The sequence below is a fragment of the Streptococcus castoreus DSM 17536 genome (genome assembly GCF_000425025.1).
GTDB lineage: Bacteria > Bacillota > Bacilli > Lactobacillales > Streptococcaceae > Streptococcus > Streptococcus castoreus.
Window position 1 is genome coordinate 24,407 of sequence record NZ_AUKZ01000013.1, and the last position, 19,083, is coordinate 43,489.

A 19,083-nucleotide genomic window follows, 5' to 3' on the forward strand; every position below is an offset into this window, starting at 1 on the left:
CCACAGAAAAAGTAGCCTTGGAGCTATTTTTTTATTTCTTTTTTCGAATAAATTAATGAGGGGGTGATTTTTGTCAAGGAGTTAAACCAGAAAGAACAGGCTTTCCTTAATCATTATAAGACGAAGTCATTACATCGTTTTAAAGAGCTACTACTTTATGCAAAACTTTGTCGTAAATTGACTAAATAAGAGATTCTGTTATACTTGTTGTATGATATTCTTTGAAAATGAAAAGAGGAGATTTTGGGGATCTTAATGGTCATTTATTCTACCCTGAACCTTGTTTTTTTAAAGTTTTTAAAGGATACGATATTTCAAGGAGAAGAATATTGAGTCAGTTAAACAAAGAATTTATGCTAAAAGAGATGAAAGAGTCGGGAAGTGATGATACAACCTTGCATACAACAAAGTATGAGACTAAGGTCCCAACGCTTCATAAATGTTACTTGCTTTTCTTTAGTATTATCATTAGTGCTTTGACGATTGCCACCCCATTTTTGACAGATGTCGCTAATAGTCTCCAATCGCAAAATTTATACATTGGGATGATGTTGACTAAGGGGCAAATTCCTTATAGTGACGTGTTTACTACGGGAGGCTTACTTTACTTTGTTTTGATTGCTCTGAGTTATTATTTGGGAACAACACTTTGGTTAGTCTTTATTCAGGCCTTTTGTTTTTACATTACAGGTCTTTACTTTTACAAGCTCATCGCTTATTTTACTGGTTTCCAAAACGTTGCTTTAGCTTTCTCTGTTAGCTATTATCTTTTGAGTATCAGTTTCGGTTTTGGTGGTTTATATCCGATTCAGCTTGCGATGCCTTTTGTTTTAGTCTCGGTGTGGTTTCTGACCAAGTATTTTGCAGGATTAGTTAAGGATGAAGCCTTTATTCTTTTTGGGTTTGTCGGGGCTATTGCTATGTTAATTGAGCCTAGAACACTTATTTTTTGGGTGGTGGCTTGTGTTACTATTTTTGCTTATAATATTAGCCAAAAGCATCTTGCTAGAGGAGTTTACCAGTTCCTTGCAGCAATTTTTGGGATGATTTTAGTCTTTTATACAGCAGGCTACTTCATTTTGAATTTGCAAATTTTGAAACCCTACTTGACGCAGGCTGTTATCTATCAGTTCACTTTTTTCAAAGATGGTGGGTTGCCATTATTTCTTGGCTTCGGTGTCCAGTTGCTAGTTGCTTTTGGTATTGGTTTGTTAACGGGTTTATTTTACTTTATTAAACGATCTAAAACAGAAACTGACCTAGTCATTAAGTGGTTACTAGTAGTAGTGTTTCTTGGAAATTTAATAGTTGCTATGTTGTCACATGATTTCTACCCTTATCACTTATTAGCTGCTTCACCCTACGGTCTCATTCTTACTGCTCTTCCTGTTGGGCGTAGATACGAGATGGAGTTAACAAAAATTAGCTATCGTAGGCATCATGGAAAAGTTGGTTTGGGTCGAGTTGTTTTTATCTATTTGAAAAAGCATTTCTATTTGCCAATTTTGTTTATTTTAGTAGCTGTAGCTTATCCTACTTATCACTTTGTTAATAATATGGTCATAAACCAAGAGCGTTCGCATATTGCTAGTTACTTAGAGCAAAAGTTGGGAGCAGGTCAATCAATTTATGTTTGGGATGATAGTTCTAAGATCTATTTGGAGAGTAAAACTAAATCAGCTTCTCAATTTAGTTCTCCTTTTGTTAACATGCAAAAGAAGAGTCACCAAAAAACGTTAGAAGATGAACTTTTGGAAAATAAGGCTATCTATATTGTTGTTAACAAAAAGAAAAAACTTTCCAAAATAATTCAGAAAGTTTTATCAGCTAGCTATAAAGTGGATAAAAAGATTGATGTAAAAGGCTTTGTCCTTTATCGAAAAAAATAAGACAAAAATCAATATGTTGTGTCTGGTTGAAAAACTTGACACAACATATTGATTTTTTTTCTTGTCATGATATAATAGTCGGGTAAGGAGATTCGACATGATAACACGAGAAGAAAATAATGTTGTTGTTCAACCAGATATTAAAGTGATTAAACGAGATGGTCGTCTTGTTAATTTTGATGCCACTAAAATTTATAGTGCCTTGTTAAAAGCAAGTATGAAAGTGACTCGGATGTCACCACTTGTTGAGGCAAAATTAGAATCAATCTCTGAACGGGTTATTGCTGAAATTATTGAACGCTTCCCAAATAATATTAAAATTTATGAAATTCAAAACATTGTAGAGCATGAATTATTGGCTGCCAATGAGTATGCTATTGCAAAAGAATATATTCATTATCGGACACAGCGTGATTTTGCGCGTTCACAAGCGACTGATATTAATTTTTCAATTGACAAATTGATTAATAAGGATCAAACCGTTGTTAATGAAAATGCTAATAAAGATAGTGAGGTTTTTAACACGCAACGTGATTTGACAGCTGGGATTGTTGGAAAATCTATTGGTTTGAAAATGCTCCCTTCGCATGTTGCCAATGCACACCAAAAGGGTGATATTCACTATCATGACTTAGATTACAGTCCTTATACGCCGATGACTAATTGCTGTTTAATTGATTTTAAAGGGATGTTAGACAATGGATTCAAAATTGGAAATGCTGAGGTTGAAAGCCCTAAATCAATTCAAACAGCGACGGCTCAAATTTCACAAATTATTGCTAATGTAGCTTCAAGCCAGTATGGCGGTTGTACGGCAGATCGTATTGATGAATTTTTAGCACCATATGCAGAACTTAATTTCAAGAAACACATGGCTGATGCCGAAAAATGGGTTATTGAGGACATGCGTGAAAATTATGCCTTTGAGAAAACTCAAAAGGATATTTACGATGCTATGCAGTCCTTGGAATATGAGATTAATACGCTTTTTACCTCCAATGGTCAAACGCCTTTTACCTCTTTAGGTTTTGGTTTGGGGACCTCTTGGTTTGAGCGTGAGATTCAAAAAGCTATTTTGACCATTCGTATTAATGGGCTTGGTAGTGAGCATCGTACCGCTATCTTCCCCAAATTAATCTTTACTGTTAAACGTGGATTGAATTTAGAACCAGATTCACCGAACTATGATATTAAGACTCTGGCTTTGGAATGCGCTACTAAGCGGATGTATCCTGACATGCTATCTTATGATAAGATTATTGCTTTGACCGGATCATTTAAGTCGCCAATGGGCTGTCGTTCTTTCCTTCAAGGATGGAAAGATGAGAATGGTCAGGATGTGACTTCTGGTCGGATGAATCTTGGGGTAGTAACGCTCAATTTACCACGTATTGCTATGGAATCAAATGGTGATATGGACAAGTTCTGGGAACTCTTCAACGAGAGGATGCAAATCAGTAAGGATGCCTTGGTTTACCGTGTAGAGCGTGTCAAGGAAGCAACACCTGCTAATGCTCCGATCCTTTATCAATATGGGGCATTCGGAAAACGTTTAGAAAAAACGGGCAATGTAGATGATCTCTTTAAGAACCGTCGTGCAACGGTCTCTCTTGGTTATATTGGTCTTTATGAAGTTGCTTCTGTCTTTTACGGTGGAAAATGGGAAAACAACGCAGAAGCTAAAGAATTCACTTTGACAATTGTGAAAGAGATGAAGAAGGCTTGTGAGGACTGGTCGGATGAATATGGTTATCATTTCTCTGTCTATTCAACACCATCAGAAAGTTTGACTGATCGTTTTTGTCGACTAGATACGGAAAAATTTGGAATTGTGACGGATATTACCGATAAAGAATACTATACGAATTCTTTCCATTACGATGTGCGTAAGAACCCAACACCTTTTGAAAAGCTTGACTTTGAAAAGGATTATCCGAAAGCCGGAGCTTCAGGTGGCTTTATTCATTATTGTGAGTATCCTGTTTTGCAACAAAATCCAAAAGCGTTAGAGGCAGTATGGGATTATGCTTATGACCGTGTCGGTTATTTGGGAACCAATACGCCAATTGATAAGTGTTACAAGTGCCAATTTGAGGGTGATTTCACACCAACAGAGCGTGGTTTTACTTGTCCAAATTGTGGGAACAATGATCCTAAAACGGTTGATGTAGTGAAACGTACCTGCGGTTATTTGGGAAATCCTCAAGCACGTCCGATGGTTAATGGTCGTCATAAGGAAATTTCTGCACGTGTTAAACACATGAACGGATCAACGATTAAATATCCAGGTCTATAAAAATAAGTCAGAAACGAGCCATCTTTATGGCGGTATGATGCGCTTAAAAGATTGCTTTATGCACAGGCAATCTTTTATTGCTATTCAGGTTGCATGAAGCTGTTTTGAGGGGCTTTAAACACAATGGTGATTAGTTTCAGCCGTCTGGCATCGATGAAACGAACTGATTAGAAGAAAAGAGAGGAACAATGGGAAAATTTCAATTAGATTATAAAGGTATGCAACAAGTGGAGCGTTTTCATGAGAAGCATTCTACTAAAAAGGCAGATAAAAAATCTCGTGTGCAAGAATTAAAGGCACAATTTTTAGAAAAAGCTAAGAATAAGTCAAGTCGTAAATAACTTACTAGGAAAATAAGACTAGCGATGCTTAATTGTTTGTTGGGTTTGTGGGGATAGAAGCTATTTCACAGAAAGCTTATGTGCCTTAGATAACTTAATATTTGTCAACTCGGAAAATAGAGATTCGTCAGTAAGTTTGGACCGCTGTTTGGGTATTCAAAGGTTTACAGTAGTGTTAAGTAATTGTCAAATAAGTGTAAAATGTTGTTGAAAAAATAATATAGATTGATCAGGAGACTTATAGTTCAAATTATTTGATTTCTTTATTCATCCTGTTAGATACTATTTTTAACAGATGATAGACTTTTAAGAGGGGCGTTTCACTATTACTTGGAAGATGGTTTGTTAATTCAGATAATGGTAACCTTAATAACAAAAACGGGTTACTGTTACGGTTTCTATCAGCTTGTAATGGGGCATCAACGTGAAATGATGGCAATTCAGACTATGGATAAGACGTATCATTTGGAAAATTAGATGAGTTAAGTCTGAGGCATCCTTTAGAGGTTAGAGGTTAGAGGTTTTGGGACACGATTTTATACAGAAGGGGTTTTGACACGATCTTTATGTGTATTTTTAGAGCCTGTAAAGAAGACTGTCAACACTGTCAACAAATAGTCAAGTTTATTGAGTCATTGAATCTGTGATCAAATGACTTGTTCCAAAGTATTTTGTGGAGAGTTAGTTGTTAGTTTGAGTTGAGGATTAGGGATTAATATGGAGATAAGACGACCAAATTTAACAGATAAGGAAACCATTTTAGAGATGATTGGAGAGTTTTTAGAGCAGGGGAGTGAGCTAGCTGGTCTTTGGCATTTACAAGATAGTCAGTCTTGTTATGAGGATTGGCTAGATGCTTGTCAATTTCAGGAGATGGGATTAGTTGGGCAAGGTGTTCCTGCCATTCAGTATGTGGCTTTTGATAAAACTGGTCAGGCATTAGGATTTTTGAGTATTCGTTTGCGCTTAAATGATAGTTTGCTCCAAAGGGGTGGGCACATTGGTTATTCTGTTAGACCGAGCCAGCGAGGAAAAGGTTATGCAAAGAAAATGCTCCAATGTGCTCTTGGTGTTGCGATGACCAAAAATATTAGGAGTGTTTTAGTGACTTGTCATGAAAGTAATGTAGCGAGTCGGGCGGTTATTCTAGCCAATGGTGGAATTTTGGAAGATAATCGTGAAGGGACAGAACGATACTGGATTGAACTGTGAAGAGGCGATAAATAATGAAAGAAAAGTGCTGGAATGATCCAAATCCAAAAGAATGGAAGGCCGAAGAATTAAGTCAAGGACGTATTATTGATTATAAGGCTTTTAACTTTGTTGATGGGGAAGGTGTTCGTAATTCCCTTTATGTTTCGGGTTGTCTGTTTCACTGTAAAGGTTGTTATAATGCTGCCACGTGGTCGTTTAAGGCAGGAGTCCCCTATACTCAGGAACTTGAGGAACAGATTATGACCGATCTTGCGCAACCTTATGTTCAAGGGTTAACACTCTTGGGTGGGGAACCTTTTTTGAATACTGGTATTTTAATTCCCTTAATCAGACGTATTCGTCAAGAGTTGCCTGAGAAAGATATTTGGTCTTGGACGGGTTATACATGGGAAGAAATGCTATTAGAAACACCAGACAAGCTAGAAATGTTGTCCTTAATTGATATTCTCGTGGATGGTCGTTTTGATATTAAAAAGAAGAACCTCATGTTGCAGTTTCGAGGTTCTAGTAATCAACGTATTATTGATGTTCAAAAATCTTTAGCAGCTGAGCGAGTGGTGATTTGGGAAAAATTAAATGATGGTGACCATTCTTTTGAACAAGTTAGCCGTGATCATTTAATTTAAGGATATACTTATCAACAGTTCTCTTTTGTGAAAATGAGACCTTAAAACAGGATTTTTGAGACGATATCTTGTGATTTAGTCTCAGAGAAAAGGTTTTCCCCACATTATCCTCACAGTTATCCACAGGTTGTTTATAAGTTAGGGATTTGTGAATAAATTGTAAAAAAAAAGAGGTCTAATCCTCTTTTTTTAAATAGACAAATTCACGGTCGGTTGACAAGCTAGAATCGTAGTAAAAACCGGGAAAGACAAGGGATTTCAAGCTGTCAAGGGTTTGACAATTTTGTTCCATGCAAGCTGTTAGGAAAGCGCCACGAGCTTTTTTAGAGATGGTTGAATGGGTTTTTAGCTGACCCTTCTTTTCTTCCATAAATTTGGGACTTATCCACAGTTTTCGAAGGTCTTTGGTGAAAACATCTTCAAATTCACTTGATAACAAAGAGATAACTTGTGGATGTTCTTGTGCGAAGAGATTATAAGCTGATCTCCAGTAAGCTTTGAGACTTGTGCCATCAAGAGTTATTTTGGTGTGAAAATCATGGCGGTGCTCTGCGATTTTATGATCAGCAGAAATAATACCATAAAAGGATGAACTGATAAAAACTTGTTGATAGAGATAGTTCCGCTCTTGTACAGACAGGTTATGTCGTTTAATATGGCGGTACATGAGACCATTAAAAAGTTGGTAAGCAGGGTAAGCGGAGCTTTGATTCGCTGCCATCTGTTGCCAACGTTGATACTCTTTTAAGGCTGCCTCCTCTTTTATTTGATAGGCTTTGGCTAATTGTTCTACGGTCATTTCTGACATAGTGTTTAAAATCGCTTGGCTTTTTTGTGGAAGTACATGTGGGTAAGATCTAGGAGGAATTGTCATTTCTTTTGCGCTAGGAATTAAAAAGGTTAACATAGCTTTATTGTAATAAAGTCAGTTGCTTTCTGTCAAGAAAGGATTATTGGTTCATTAATTCCTTCTTTATAAAACGATTTTTAGGACAAATTCTATCTTGATTCTCTTGTGATAAAGGAATTTATTTTTTTAAATGCTCTATGTCATTTGAAAATTCTAAGTTCGTTAATGTTGTTTTATAATAGTTAAATTTTTTACAGTTTAATTAAAATGCTATTTATTTTATAAAATATCTTGTGTTCTTGAATTAAATATGATAATATAAACTTAAGTCTGTTTGATGAAGGCAGAAATTCAGGTCAAGTAGGTACATATATGCCTACAATAACACGGTTAATGATGGGGAAACTCAAAGTTAAGAAGAAGAAAGAGTTTTGCAAGGTTATTTTACTTTGCAAGGCTTTTTCTATTGTGACAGGTGTGTGTTCAAAAAGCTTTGTTGCACGTTATCGGTTAACCTAATTGCGATTCTAAGACTTGATTATTGTGAGGTAGCATAGTGATGGTGCAATCGTGGTTCTAAAACCAGCAAAGATGATATTAAGGTGTGTTCATGTCTCGTAAGGGCAATAAATAGCATAGCTAATGGCATGGTGGACTATCCTAGATTATGGCTATTGGAAATTCTGCAAGTTCCTAATGCGCTTGATCAAACCATCGGAGATTATATTTTTACGATAACAAAAAAGGCTTAAAGTAAAAAGGAGTTATTCCTATCTAAGCTAGAATGAGCTCCTTTATATAGTTAATTATCTAACTTTTTAGAGTTGGGTAAGATTCTAGAATACTTGATATTGAGCCTTTTTTTGATTTTTGATACAATGTAAGAGATTATATAAAGAATCCAGTGTTACAGTTCTGCGATTCTAAAATAATAAAAGGAGATATGAATGAAAACTTATCAAGAAGATTTTTACCAAGCTGTTAATGGGAAATGGGCTGAGACTGCTGTGATTCCAGACGATAAGCCTCGTACGGGTGGTTTTTCCGATTTGGCAGATGAGATTGAGGATTTAATGCTTAAAACGACAGATGCTTGGTTAGCTGGAGAAAATATTCCTGATGATGCAATTTTAAAAAATTTTGTCAAATTCCATCGCTTAGTAGCTGACTACGATAAGCGTGATGAAGTCGGTGTGGCTCCTGTTCTTCCTTTGATTGAAGAATACAAAGATTTAGGCTCTTTTGCTGAATTTGCTGCTAAAATGGCTGACTATGAGTTAGCAGGTAAGCCAAATGGTCTCCCGTTTGGTGTGGCACCAGATTTTAGGAATGCCCAATTAAATGTTCTTTGGGCAGAAGCACCGAGCATTCTTTTACCTGATACCACTTATTATGAAGAAGGGCATGAAAAAGCTAAAGATTTGCGTAGTATTTGGCGTCAGTCACAGGAAACACTCTTGCCACAATTTGGTTTTTCAACAAACGACATCAAAGACCTTTTAGATAAGGTTATCGAGTTGGATAAGCAAGTAGCAAACTACGTTTTGTCTCGTGAAGAAAGTTCAGAATACGCTAAATTGTACCATCCTTATGCTTGGGCTGATTTTACCAAACTGGCTCCGGAACTTCCGTTGGATAGCATTTTTAAAGAGATTTTAGGCGAAGTACCTGACAAGGTCATTGTTCCTGAAGAACGTTTTTGGACAGAATTTGCAGCGATCTATTATTCTGAGAAAAATTGGGATTTGTTAAAGGCAAGCTTGATTTTAGAGGCAGCTAATGCTTACAATGCTTATTTAACAGATGATATTCGTGTTCAGTCTGGAACGTATGCGCGTGCTCTTTCTGGTACGCCACAAGCTATGGACAAGAAAAAAGCAGCCTTTTATTTGGCACAAGGTCCATTTAATCAAGCACTTGGTTTATGGTATGCTGGTCAAAAGTGCTCACCAGAAGCTAAGGCGGATGTGGAAAACAAAGTTGCTCGAATGATTGAGGTTTACCAATCGCGGCTTGAGACGGCTGATTGGTTGGCGCCAGCCACTCGTGAGAAAGCTATTACTAAGTTAAATGTCATTACACCCCATATTGGTTATCCAGAAAAACTACCAGAAACCTATGCAAAAAAAGTAGTTGATGAAAGTCTGTCCTTGGTTGAGAATGTTCAAAACCTATCAAAAATTGCAATTGCCCACACTTGGAGCAAATGGAATAAACCAGTTGATCGTAGTGAATGGCACATGCCAGCTCACTTGGTCAATGCTTATTACGACCCGCAACAAAACCAGATTGTTTTTCCAGCAGCTATTTTACAGGCACCCTTTTATTCGTTAGATCAGAGTTCATCAGCTAATTATGGCGGAATTGGTGCCGTTATTGCACATGAAATTTCCCATGCTTTTGATACCAATGGCGCTTCCTTTGATGAGTATGGCAGTTTGAAAGACTGGTGGACACAAGAAGATTATGCAGCTTTTAAAGAGCGGACAGATAAAATTGTGGCTCAGTTTGATGGTTTAGAATCACATGGGGCTAAGGTCAATGGGAAATTGACTGTTTCAGAAAATGTGGCAGATCTTGGTGGTGTCGCTTGCGCTTTAGAAGCAGCACAGTCAGAAGCAGATTTTTCTGCAAGAGAGTTCTTTATCAATTTTGCAACCATTTGGCGTATGAAAGCGCGTGAAGAATACATGCAAATGTTGGCGAGTATTGATGTGCATGCACCAGGGGAATTACGTACAAATGTGATTCTCACCAATTTTGATGCTTTCCATGAGGAATTTGATATTAAAGAAGGTGATGCGATGTGGCGTGCTCCTAAAGATCGTGTGATTATTTGGTAAGGCTTCAAGTTTGTTGTTACATACGCTTTATCGTACAAATAAAAAGAAGCTAGCTTTAAATCGCTAGCTTCTTTTTAGATGTCAATAAGATTTTATAATGTTGGTTAGCAAAGAGAAACAAAAAGATAAACTTTAACATGAAGTTTATCTTTTTGTTTTATTTTATTGGCTTAAAGTCCGTCTCGCTCTATAGGTGCAGTTTATAGACGGCAGTCATGTTTTTTTCTAGATTAGTAAAGAGAATTGGTTACTAGTTGTTAAGAGCAGCAGCCATTGTAGCAGCAACTTCTGATTCGAAGTCGTTAGCTTTTTTCTCGATACCTTCACCAACTTCAAAACGTGCAAAAGCAATGGCTTTAGCGTTTACTGAGTCAAGGTAAGCTTCAACAGTTTTGCTGTCGTCCATGATGTAAACTTGTGCAAGAAGAGTGTAAGCTTGGTCAACTTTAGTGTTGTCAAGCATGAAGCGATCCATTTTACCTGGGATAATTTTGTCCCAGATTTTTTCTGGTTTGCCTTCAGCAGCAAGTTCAGCTTTGATGTCTGCTTCAGCAGCAGTAATCACGTCGTCTGATAATTGAGCTTTTGAACCGTACTTCAAGAATGGAAGAGCTGGTTTGTCAACCATTGCACGTGATTCGTTGTCGAGTTCGATAGCATGGTTTAATTGTGCAAGTTCGTCTTTGATGAATTGTGCATCAAGTTCTGTGTATGAAAGAACAGTTGGTTTCATTGCAGCGATGTGCATTGATACTTGTTTAGCAAGCGTGTCATCGCCACCTTCGATAACTGAGATAACCCCGATACGACCACCGTTGTGTTGGTAAGCACCGAAGTGTTGCTCGTCAGTTTTTTCAATCAAAGCAAAACGACGGAATGAGATTTTTTCTCCGATGGTAGCAGTTGCGTTAACGTAAGCGTCAGCAAGAGTTTCACCAGAAGGCATAACAAGTGCAAGAGCTTCTTCGTTGTTAGCTGGTTTGCCTTCTGCGATTACTTTAGCAGTTGCATTTACCAATTCAACGAATTGTGCGTTTTTAGCAACGAAGTCAGTTTCAGCGTTAACTTCAACAACAGCAGCAACGTTACCATGAACGTAAACGCCAGTTAAACCTTCAGCAGCAACACGGTCAGCCTTTTTAGCTGCTTTAGCCATTCCTTTTTCACGAAGAAGTTCAACGGCTTTATCCATGTCACCATCTGTTTCAACAAGTGCTTTTTTAGCGTCCATAACGCCGGCACCAGATTTTTCACGTAATTCTTTTACAAGCTTAGCTGTAATTTCTGCCATGTGTAGTATCCTCCAAATTATGTTTGTTTTCGTTTAAAAAAACGAGACAGAGCGGTTTGCTTTCTGCCCCGTTTGGTTTTCGATTGTTAAAGACAAGCGAAGTTTGTCACGAGAGTTAGGAACTCTGTGCTAATTAAGCGTTGTCGCCTTCTACAACTTCAACGATTTCTTCGATTGACTCTGCTTGAGTGTCAGCTTCAAAAGCAACGTCTGCATCTTCACCTTGACGACCTTCGATAACAGCGTCAGCCAATTTAGCAGTGATCAATTTAACGGCGCGGATAGCGTCATCGTTAGCTGGGATGATAACATCGATATCATCTGGATCAGCGTTTGTATCAACCATAGCTACAACTGGGATACCAAGTTTTTTAGCTTCTTTAACAGCGATTTGTTCTTTATGTGGGTCAACAACGTACATCACATCTGGGATACGAGGCATATCTTCGATACCGCCCAAGAATTTTTCAAGACGAGCACGTTGTTTGTTAAGAAGTGCAACTTCTTTCTTAGGAAGAACGTCAAATGTTCCTTCTTCTTCCATACGTTTGATTTCTTTCAAACGAGCGATACGTTTTTGAATTGTTCCCCAGTTTGTAAGGGTTCCTCCCAACCAACGGTGGTTGATGAAATATTGACCCGCACGAGTAGCTTCGTCAGCAACTGCTTCAGCAGCTTGTTTTTTAGTGCCAACGAATAAGATAACAGCATCGTTGGCAGCTGCATCACGGATAAATTCGTAAGCTTGGTCAGCTAATTTTACAGTTTGTTGCAAGTCAATAACGTGGATACCGTTACGCTCTGTGAAGATGTATTTAGCCATCTTAGGGTTCCAGCGACGCGTTTGGTGACCAAAGTGAACACCAGCTTCAAGAAGTTGTTTCATTGAAATTACTGCCATGAGTAGTTTCTCCTTAATATAAAATGTTTTTTCCTCTTCTAAACTTCGACTTGCAGGCTAACCTAGCGGCAACAAGCCCACAATTGGTCTAGAATGAGTATTTGTCGCCTAAACGACTTCTCTATCTTACCAAAAAACATGCTTGAAAGCAAGGAAAATCAATTAAAACTCTTTATTGATGGGATAGGTTCAGTGGTTGAGTGATTTAAAGGAGGACTTGCTAAATGTGAAAAAGCGATTTTTGGCAATAGTGCTATTGAGTAAGTTGACGAAAGCTTGTTTCGGAGTTGGATTGAGTCTGGGCATAGAGCAGTCTTAAATGAAAGTAAGTTCTCATGTCAATATAGTGAAGACCATCATTAGGCTTTAGGGTTTGGCATAGAGAAGTAGTGACTGTTTCCTAAAAAAGAAGCTTGGGTACCCCCTAAGCTTCTTTGACAATTATTAGTATTAGGTTTTTATTGACGAATCAGGTAATCAAAAGCACCGATGGCAGCGGTAGCACCAGAACCCATTGAAATAATGATTTGTTTGTAGACAGAATCCGTACAGTCACCGGCAGCAAAGATACCAGGAATGTTGGTTGAACCATGTTTATCAACGATAATTTCACCGCGGTCTGTCAAGTTAACACCGCTGTCTTTGAGCCAAGCAGTATTTGGAACAAGTCCGATTTGGACAAAGATCCCTTCAAGGTCAAGGTGTTTGTCTTTACCACTTTCACGGTCTGTATAGTTAAGACCAGTCACATGGTCATCCCCAACAATATCCTTAGTCGCAACATTTTTGAGAATAGTCATGTTGTCAGTTTTAGCTGCACGGTCTTGAAGCACCTTATCAGCCTTGAGTTCTGGTAAAAATTCTAAAACGTAAACGTGCTTTGCAAGTCCTGCCAAGTCAAGGGCAGCTTCTAAACCAGAGTTACCACCGCCGATAACAGCAACATCTTTTCCTTCAAAGAGAGGTCCATCACAGTGAGGGCAGTAAGTGACCCCTTTGTTGCGGAACTCGTCTTCACCAGGAACATTGATGTTACGCCATTTGGCACCAAGAGCTAAGATGGCTGTTTTAGCTTGTAAGACAGCACCATTGGCAAGGGTTACCTCGATATTTTCTTTTTTCTCAATTGAAGTGGCAAGTTGTGCCTTGATAATATCAACATCATAAGATTTGGTATGGGCTTCAATTTGGCTCATCAATTTTGGTCCTTCTGTATACAGGGTACCAATCATGTTTTCAATGCCGACAGTTTCCATCACCTGCCCACCAAAGGTTTCAGCAAGTAACCCAGTTTTTAAGCCCTTACGGGCAGCATAGATAGCAGCGCTATTTCCAGCAGGTCCTCCACCAATAACTAGAACATCATAAAGCCCTTTATCAGCAAATGCTTCTTCAGAAAGGGGACCAGCGATTTGTTCTAAGAGTTGTTCAATAGTAGCACGACCAGAGGTAAATTCTTCCCCGTCTAAAAAGACTGTTGGGACAGACATAATGCCTTTAGTCTTAACCTCATCTTGGAACATGCCACCTTCTACCATGGTATGTGAAATCTTGTCGTTCAAGACAGACATAATGTTTAAGGCTTGAACAACATCTGGACAGTTATGGCAGGTTAAGCTGACATAAGTTTCAAAATGCAGTGGACGGTCAATGGCTTTAATGCGATCAATGACATCTTGATCTACTTTTGGAGTGCGTCCAGATACTTGCAAGAGAGCAAGAATAAAGGATGTAAATTCGTGACCTAAAGGAAGACCAGCAAAGACAACCCTACTATCGTGACCTTTTTTAGCAACCTTGAAGCTTGGTTGACGGTCTAAGACGGTTTCTTCAACAGAAATACGCTCAGACATTGCAGCAATTTCCTCAACAAAGTCTTTGACTTTTTGAGATTGCTCATCATCACCAAGGTGAGCTTGCAACACAAGGTCAGATTCTAACAAGGCGAGGTACTGTGCAAGTTGTTCTTTAATATCAGGACTTAATGCCATAACGTTTCTCCTTAGGGACTTTTAAATTTTACCTACTAAGTCAAGACTTGGTGTGAGTGTTTCAGCACCTTCTTTCCATTTTGCAGGACAAACTTCACCTGGATGTTTGCGAACGTATTGGGCAGCGTGAATTTTGTCAATCAAGGTGCTAGCATCACGGCCAATTCCGCCAGCGTTAATTTCCATCATTTGAATGATACCATCTGGGTCAATGATAAATGTCCCACGTTGAGCAAGACCATCTTCGCCAAGAACTTCAAAGGCTTGTGAAATAGCGTGCGATGGGTCACCAATCATTGGATAAGTAATAGTTCCCACAACCTCTGAATCATCGTGCCAAGCTTTGTGAACAAAGTGGGTATCTGTTGAAACAGAATAAACCTCAACGCCAAGAGATTTTAGTGTTTCGTACTGTTCTTGGAGATCGCCAAGTTCTGTTGGGCAAACAAATGAGAAGTCTGCTGGGTAGAAACAGAAAATAGACCATTTTCCTTTGACATCTTCACTGGTTACCTTGATAAATTTACCGTTATGATAAGCGTTGGCTGAAAATTCAGCTATTTCTTTTCCGATTAAAGACATGTAATTGTCCTCCTTATTTAAGTTTTTACACCTGTATTATAAAAGAAATACAAAATTATGTCCACTCGGAAAGCCTTGATTTTACTAGGATTTTCCTGTTGTTTTCTGACAATTCAGTGATGAAATAAATTCTATTAATTAAAACTATTCTAAATAACCTCTAAAGATAGTAATGCCGGAGTTTCACTCAAATGTTGTATTCAAAAAATTTAATTTAATTAAATCATTTTCAGCGAGCTTCTTTTATCGCTTTTTAAGTACATTTAAAAATTCAGCTACTTTCTGAGTGAGACATCATTACTGCTCAGATTATCAGAAGGTTTTGTTTTTATCTCTAATTCTAAATAGAAAATGGGTCAAAATATAGCTTTATTGGCTATTAAAGGTGTGTGGTTAAGTAAAAATCGTTCTGTAAATATATCTTGACGGATACCTTGAATTAAGGTAAAATAATCTGTGTCGTGGCGGTATAGCCAAGTGGTAAGGCATGGCTCTGCAAAAGCTTGATCGTCGGTTCAAATCCGTCTACCGCCTTTTAGTACCTGAATAAACCGAATGAAAAGCCTGTAAAAACAGGCTTTTTTGCTATGTGACTTTCAGTCCGTTTCGCTCCGTAGATGCGAAACAAATAAACCGCCCGCTAGACGAGTGGTCATGATTTATCGGATGATTGGACAGCGAAAAAGCAAAAGACCAGATCAACCTTTTCATATTTAAGATTGACAGGGCTTTCAAATCGTGTTACACTAAGCAAGTAAATTAGTTTATGAGTTAGTATTTGTGTTTTAACATCTTTATTTCTCTCTATTTTTACAATTTTTACAGAAAGGAAGGAGATGCACATGGCACAAGGTACAGTTAAATGGTTTAACGCTGAAAAAGGTTTTGGTTTTATTTCAACTGAAAACGGTCAAGACGTTTTTGCGCATTTTTCAGCAATTCAATCTGATGGTTTTAAGTCATTGGAAGAAGGTCAAAAAGTGGCATTTGATGTCGAAGAAGGTCAACGTGGCCCTCAAGCAGTCAATATCACTAAATTATCTTAATGAGATAACATGAGGTAAAGGTAGGCGCTTTGATTGGTGTCTGCCTTTTTAGGTGCAGAGAAGTTTTTAATGATTAAGATTTGCTTTTAAGGTCTTTTATTTGTTATAATAATAGTCAGTTTTAGTCAAAATGCTTGATTTAATCAAACTAAAAAACTGAAGAGGGTTCATGAGTAAAGGAGTGACTGCATGCCAACAAAAAATACTTCAGACAGCATTGAAGAATACATCAAAGAATTATTAGCACAATCAGGGATTGCAGAAATTAAGCGTTCAATGCTAGCAGACTCTTTTCAAGTCGTTCCAAGCCAGATTAACTATGTGATTAAAACCCGCTTTACAGAAAGTAGAGGCTATGAGGTGGAAAGCAAGCGTGGTGGTGGAGGCTATATTCGCATTGCCAAGGTACATTTTTCAGACAAGCACCATCTGATTGGTAATTTAATGGCATCTATTGGTGAACACCTTAATGAACAAGTATTTACAGATTCGGTTCAATTACTGTTTGATGAACACTTACTGACAGAGCGTGAGGGAAATATTATTTTAGCCATGGCGACTGATGATGTGTTGGGACCTAATGGACCAACCATTCGTGCGCGCATGCTTTACCGTTTATTACAACGAATTGATAGAAAGGGAAGCAATTAATGACGACTTATTCATTAAAGATGCAAGAGATTTTTCAGCAGGCACAATTTCAAGCTGCTCGCTTTGATAGTGGTCATCTAGAAACATGGCATATTTTATTAGCTATGGCAGCTGTCGACCATTCTTTGGCAAACTTGGTATTAAGTGAGTTTGAGGCAAAAATCGCAGTGGAGGAATATGAAGCTGCGGCTATTTTAGCGATGGGAAAAAGTCCGAAGGACCAACGATCTGATGTTGACTTTAAACCACAATCGAAAACGTTAACAGAACTATTAACCTTTGCAGAAGCTATTCGTCAGGTTACAAAAGCTCCGGAAGTTGGTTCGGAGCATGTGCTTTTTGCTATTTTGCTTAATCCAGATATTATGGCTAGCCGTCTATTGGAGATGGCAGGTTACAAGATTAAAGATACAGGTAAGGGGGATCTTCGTCTCGCTGATTTACGGAAGGTTATTGAGGTACATGCAGGTTACAGTAAGGAAACCATTAAGGCAATTCATGACTTGCGTAAACCTAAAAAAATCAAAACACAAGGAACTTTTTCAGACATGATGAAGCCACCAAGTACAGCTGGAGATCTGTCAGATTTCACGAGAGATTTGACAGAAATGGCAAAACAGGGGCTTTTAGAGCCAGTCATTGGTCGTGAAAAAGAAGTGTCGCGTATGGTTCAGGTACTTAGCCGTAAGACCAAGAATAATCCTGTTTTGGTAGGGGACGCAGGGGTCGGTAAAACAGCTCTTGCTTATGGGCTTGCTCAGCGTATTGTGAATGGAGCCATTCCTTACGAACTTCGAGAGATGCGTGTTTTGGAACTAGACATGATGAGTGTGGTTGCAGGGACTCGTTTTCGTGGTGATTTTGAAGAGCGCATGAACCAAATTATTGATGATATCGAAGCTGATGGGAAGATCATTCTCTTTGTTGATGAGTTGCATACCATTATGGGGTCAGGTAGTGGTATTGATAGCACGCTAGATGCGGCTAATATTTTAAAACCTGCCTTGTCACGCGGTACTCTCCACATGGTGGGAGCAACAACCCAAGAAGAATACCAAAAACACATTGAAAAAGATGCTGCCCTTTCTCGTCGCTTTGCTAAAGTGTTAATCGAAGAACCAAATGTAGAAGATGCTTACCAGATCTTACAAGGTTTGAAAACTTCTTATGAGGCTTACCATAATGTTATTATTTCGGATCAAGTTGTTCAGACTACTGTCAAAATGGCACACCGCTATTTAACCAGTAAACATCTACCCGATTCAGCTATTGATTTATTAGATGAAGCCAGTGCTAGGGTTCAAAGTATGATTAAAAAATCCAATCCAGAAACGATAACACCTTTAGATCAGGCACTTCTTGATGGTGATACGAAAAAAGTCTCACGTCTTTTAGCGAAAGAAAGCAAGGGGCAAATGAGAAAACCAACACCGGTGACCGAAACGGATATTATGGCAACTTTGAGCAAACTGTCAGGTATTCCGCTAGAAAAATTGAGTCAGACAGATAGTAAAAAATACCTCAATTTAGAAAAAGAATTGCATAGGCGCGTGATTGGGCAAGAGAACGCTGTTTCAGCTATTTCAAGAGCAATTCGCCGTAATCAGTCAGGAATTCGGACAGGTAAGCGTCCAATTGGTTCTTTCATGTTTCTTGGACCAACTGGTGTTGGTAAAACAGAATTAGCCAAAGCATTGGCAGAAGTTCTTTTTGATGATGATTCAGCTCTGATTCGTTTTGACATGTCAGAATACATGGAAAAATTTGCGGTCTCTCGTCTCAATGGTGCTCCTCCAGGCTATGTCGGTTATGATGAGGGTGGCGAGTTAACAGAAAAAGTGAGAAATAAGCCTTATTCTGTCCTCCTTTTTGATGAGGTTGAAAAAGCCCATCCGGATATTTTCAATGTGCTTCTTCAAGTGCTTGATGATGGAATGCTAACAGACAGTCGTGGTCGTAAAGTTGATTTTTCAAACACCATTATTATCATGACCAGCAACCTTGGGGCAACAGCCCTGCGTGACGATAAGACGGTTGGTTTTGGTGTCAAAGGTATCAACCATGATCATCAAGCCATGGAAAAACGTATTTTAGAAGAATTGAAAAAGACCTATCGTCCTGAATTTATTAACCGGATTGATGAAAAAGTTGTCTTTCATAGTCTGACCCAAGAGAACATGCGAGAAGTGGTGAAAATTATGGTGCAGCCATTGGTGGCTACTCTTGCGGAGAAAGGTATTACCCTCAAATTCCAACCTCTAGCTCTAAAACAGCTAGCCGAAGCTGGCTATGATGTGGAGATGGGGGCTCGCCCGTTGCGTCGTACCTTGCAAACAGAAGTAGAGGACAAGTTATCAGAGCTTATTCTGTCAGGTGACTTAACAAGTGGTCATACCTTGAAAATTGGAGTTTCTCATGGTAAATTAAGTTTTCATATTGCTTAAGATTTGTGTGTTTTAAATCGACCTATTGTGATTGTTTGTTAAAGAGTTTATTTAAAAAAATAGACTCTTTTTCTTGACTATTTTTGACCAAGTGATAAAATAGTAACCAGAGTTAGC

The 19,083-nt window shown here is 38.3% G+C and carries 14 protein-coding genes and 1 tRNA gene; 10 read left to right on the forward strand and 5 right to left on the reverse strand.

The annotated features are described in order from the left end of the window. The first annotated feature begins 329 nt into the window (after positions 1 to 329). The 5 genes from H346_RS0105300 (at position 330) to nrdG (ending at position 6,367) form a co-directional block, all read left to right on the forward strand. The gene (locus tag H346_RS0105300; protein ID WP_027970170.1) at positions 330 to 1,889 is read left to right on the forward strand and encodes a glycosyltransferase family protein; all 1,560 of its coding nucleotides are present in this window, start codon (positions 330 to 332) and stop codon (positions 1,887 to 1,889) included. Positions 1,890 to 1,986: 97 nt separating this feature from the next. Next, the gene (nrdD, locus tag H346_RS0105305) at positions 1,987 to 4,185 is read left to right on the forward strand and encodes an anaerobic ribonucleoside-triphosphate reductase (RefSeq protein ID WP_027970171.1); all 2,199 of its coding nucleotides are present in this window, start codon (positions 1,987 to 1,989) and stop codon (positions 4,183 to 4,185) included. A gap of 188 nt (positions 4,186 to 4,373) precedes the next feature. Beyond that, complete coding sequence (locus H346_RS10640; protein WP_027970172.1) at positions 4,374 to 4,526, forward strand: hypothetical protein; 153 nt, start codon at positions 4,374 to 4,376, stop codon at positions 4,524 to 4,526. Between the two features lie 717 nt (positions 4,527 to 5,243). Then, a complete protein-coding gene (locus H346_RS0105315) occupies positions 5,244 to 5,738 on the forward strand; it encodes a GNAT family N-acetyltransferase (RefSeq protein ID WP_027970173.1) in 495 nt (164 codons plus the stop codon). A gap of 14 nt (positions 5,739 to 5,752) precedes the next feature. Then, a complete protein-coding gene (gene nrdG, locus H346_RS0105320) occupies positions 5,753 to 6,367 on the forward strand; it encodes an anaerobic ribonucleoside-triphosphate reductase activating protein (RefSeq protein WP_027970174.1) in 615 nt (204 codons plus the stop codon). Between the two features lie 175 nt (positions 6,368 to 6,542). On the opposite strand, the gene yaaA is transcribed toward nrdG, so the two are convergent. Then, positions 6,543 to 7,274: a peroxide stress protein YaaA gene (yaaA, locus tag H346_RS0105325; RefSeq protein ID WP_027970175.1), complete on the reverse strand. Its 732-nt coding sequence runs from the start codon at positions 7,272 to 7,274 to the stop codon at positions 6,543 to 6,545. 890 nt (positions 7,275 to 8,164) lie between these two features. Here yaaA and H346_RS0105330 point away from each other — a divergent pair. Continuing rightward, on the forward strand, positions 8,165 to 10,060 hold the full coding sequence (locus H346_RS0105330) for a M13 family metallopeptidase (protein WP_027970176.1): 1,896 nt from the start codon (positions 8,165 to 8,167) through the stop codon (positions 10,058 to 10,060). Positions 10,061 to 10,310: 250 nt separating this feature from the next. On the opposite strand, the gene tsf is transcribed toward H346_RS0105330, so the two are convergent. The 4 genes from tsf to ahpC all read right to left on the reverse strand — a co-directional run bounded on the left by tsf (position 10,311) and on the right by ahpC (position 14,825). Continuing rightward, positions 10,311 to 11,351 carry a translation elongation factor Ts gene (tsf, locus tag H346_RS0105335; protein ID WP_027970177.1) on the reverse strand — a complete coding sequence of 347 codons (1,041 nt, stop codon included), beginning with the start codon at positions 11,349 to 11,351 and terminating at the stop codon, positions 10,311 to 10,313. 133 nt (positions 11,352 to 11,484) lie between these two features. After that, a complete protein-coding gene (rpsB, locus tag H346_RS0105340) occupies positions 11,485 to 12,252 on the reverse strand; it encodes a 30S ribosomal protein S2 (RefSeq protein WP_027970178.1) in 768 nt (255 codons plus the stop codon). 458 nt (positions 12,253 to 12,710) lie between these two features. Continuing rightward, complete coding sequence (gene ahpF / locus H346_RS0105345; protein WP_027970179.1) at positions 12,711 to 14,243, reverse strand: alkyl hydroperoxide reductase subunit F; 1,533 nt, start codon at positions 14,241 to 14,243, stop codon at positions 12,711 to 12,713. A gap of 21 nt (positions 14,244 to 14,264) precedes the next feature. After that, positions 14,265 to 14,825 carry an alkyl hydroperoxide reductase subunit C gene (gene ahpC / locus H346_RS0105350; protein WP_027970180.1) on the reverse strand — a complete coding sequence of 187 codons (561 nt, stop codon included), beginning with the start codon at positions 14,823 to 14,825 and terminating at the stop codon, positions 14,265 to 14,267. 463 nt (positions 14,826 to 15,288) lie between these two features. Here ahpC and H346_RS0105355 point away from each other — a divergent pair. The 4 genes from H346_RS0105355 (at position 15,289) to H346_RS0105370 (ending at position 18,966) form a co-directional block, all read left to right on the forward strand. Continuing rightward, positions 15,289 to 15,359: transfer RNA gene (locus H346_RS0105355), tRNA-Cys, on the forward strand. Between the two features lie 308 nt (positions 15,360 to 15,667). Further along, the gene (locus tag H346_RS0105360; RefSeq protein WP_027970181.1) at positions 15,668 to 15,871 is read left to right on the forward strand and encodes a cold-shock protein; all 204 of its coding nucleotides are present in this window, start codon (positions 15,668 to 15,670) and stop codon (positions 15,869 to 15,871) included. A 189-nt stretch (positions 15,872 to 16,060) separates the two neighbouring features. Then, the gene (locus H346_RS0105365) at positions 16,061 to 16,522 is read left to right on the forward strand and encodes a CtsR family transcriptional regulator (RefSeq protein WP_027970182.1); all 462 of its coding nucleotides are present in this window, start codon (positions 16,061 to 16,063) and stop codon (positions 16,520 to 16,522) included. After that, entirely contained in the window at positions 16,522 to 18,966 is a 2,445-nt protein-coding gene (locus tag H346_RS0105370) for an ATP-dependent Clp protease ATP-binding subunit (RefSeq protein ID WP_027970183.1), read from the forward strand. Before H346_RS0105365 ends, H346_RS0105370 begins: the two co-directional genes overlap by 1 nt. Positions 18,967 to 19,083: the final 117 nt, after the last annotated feature.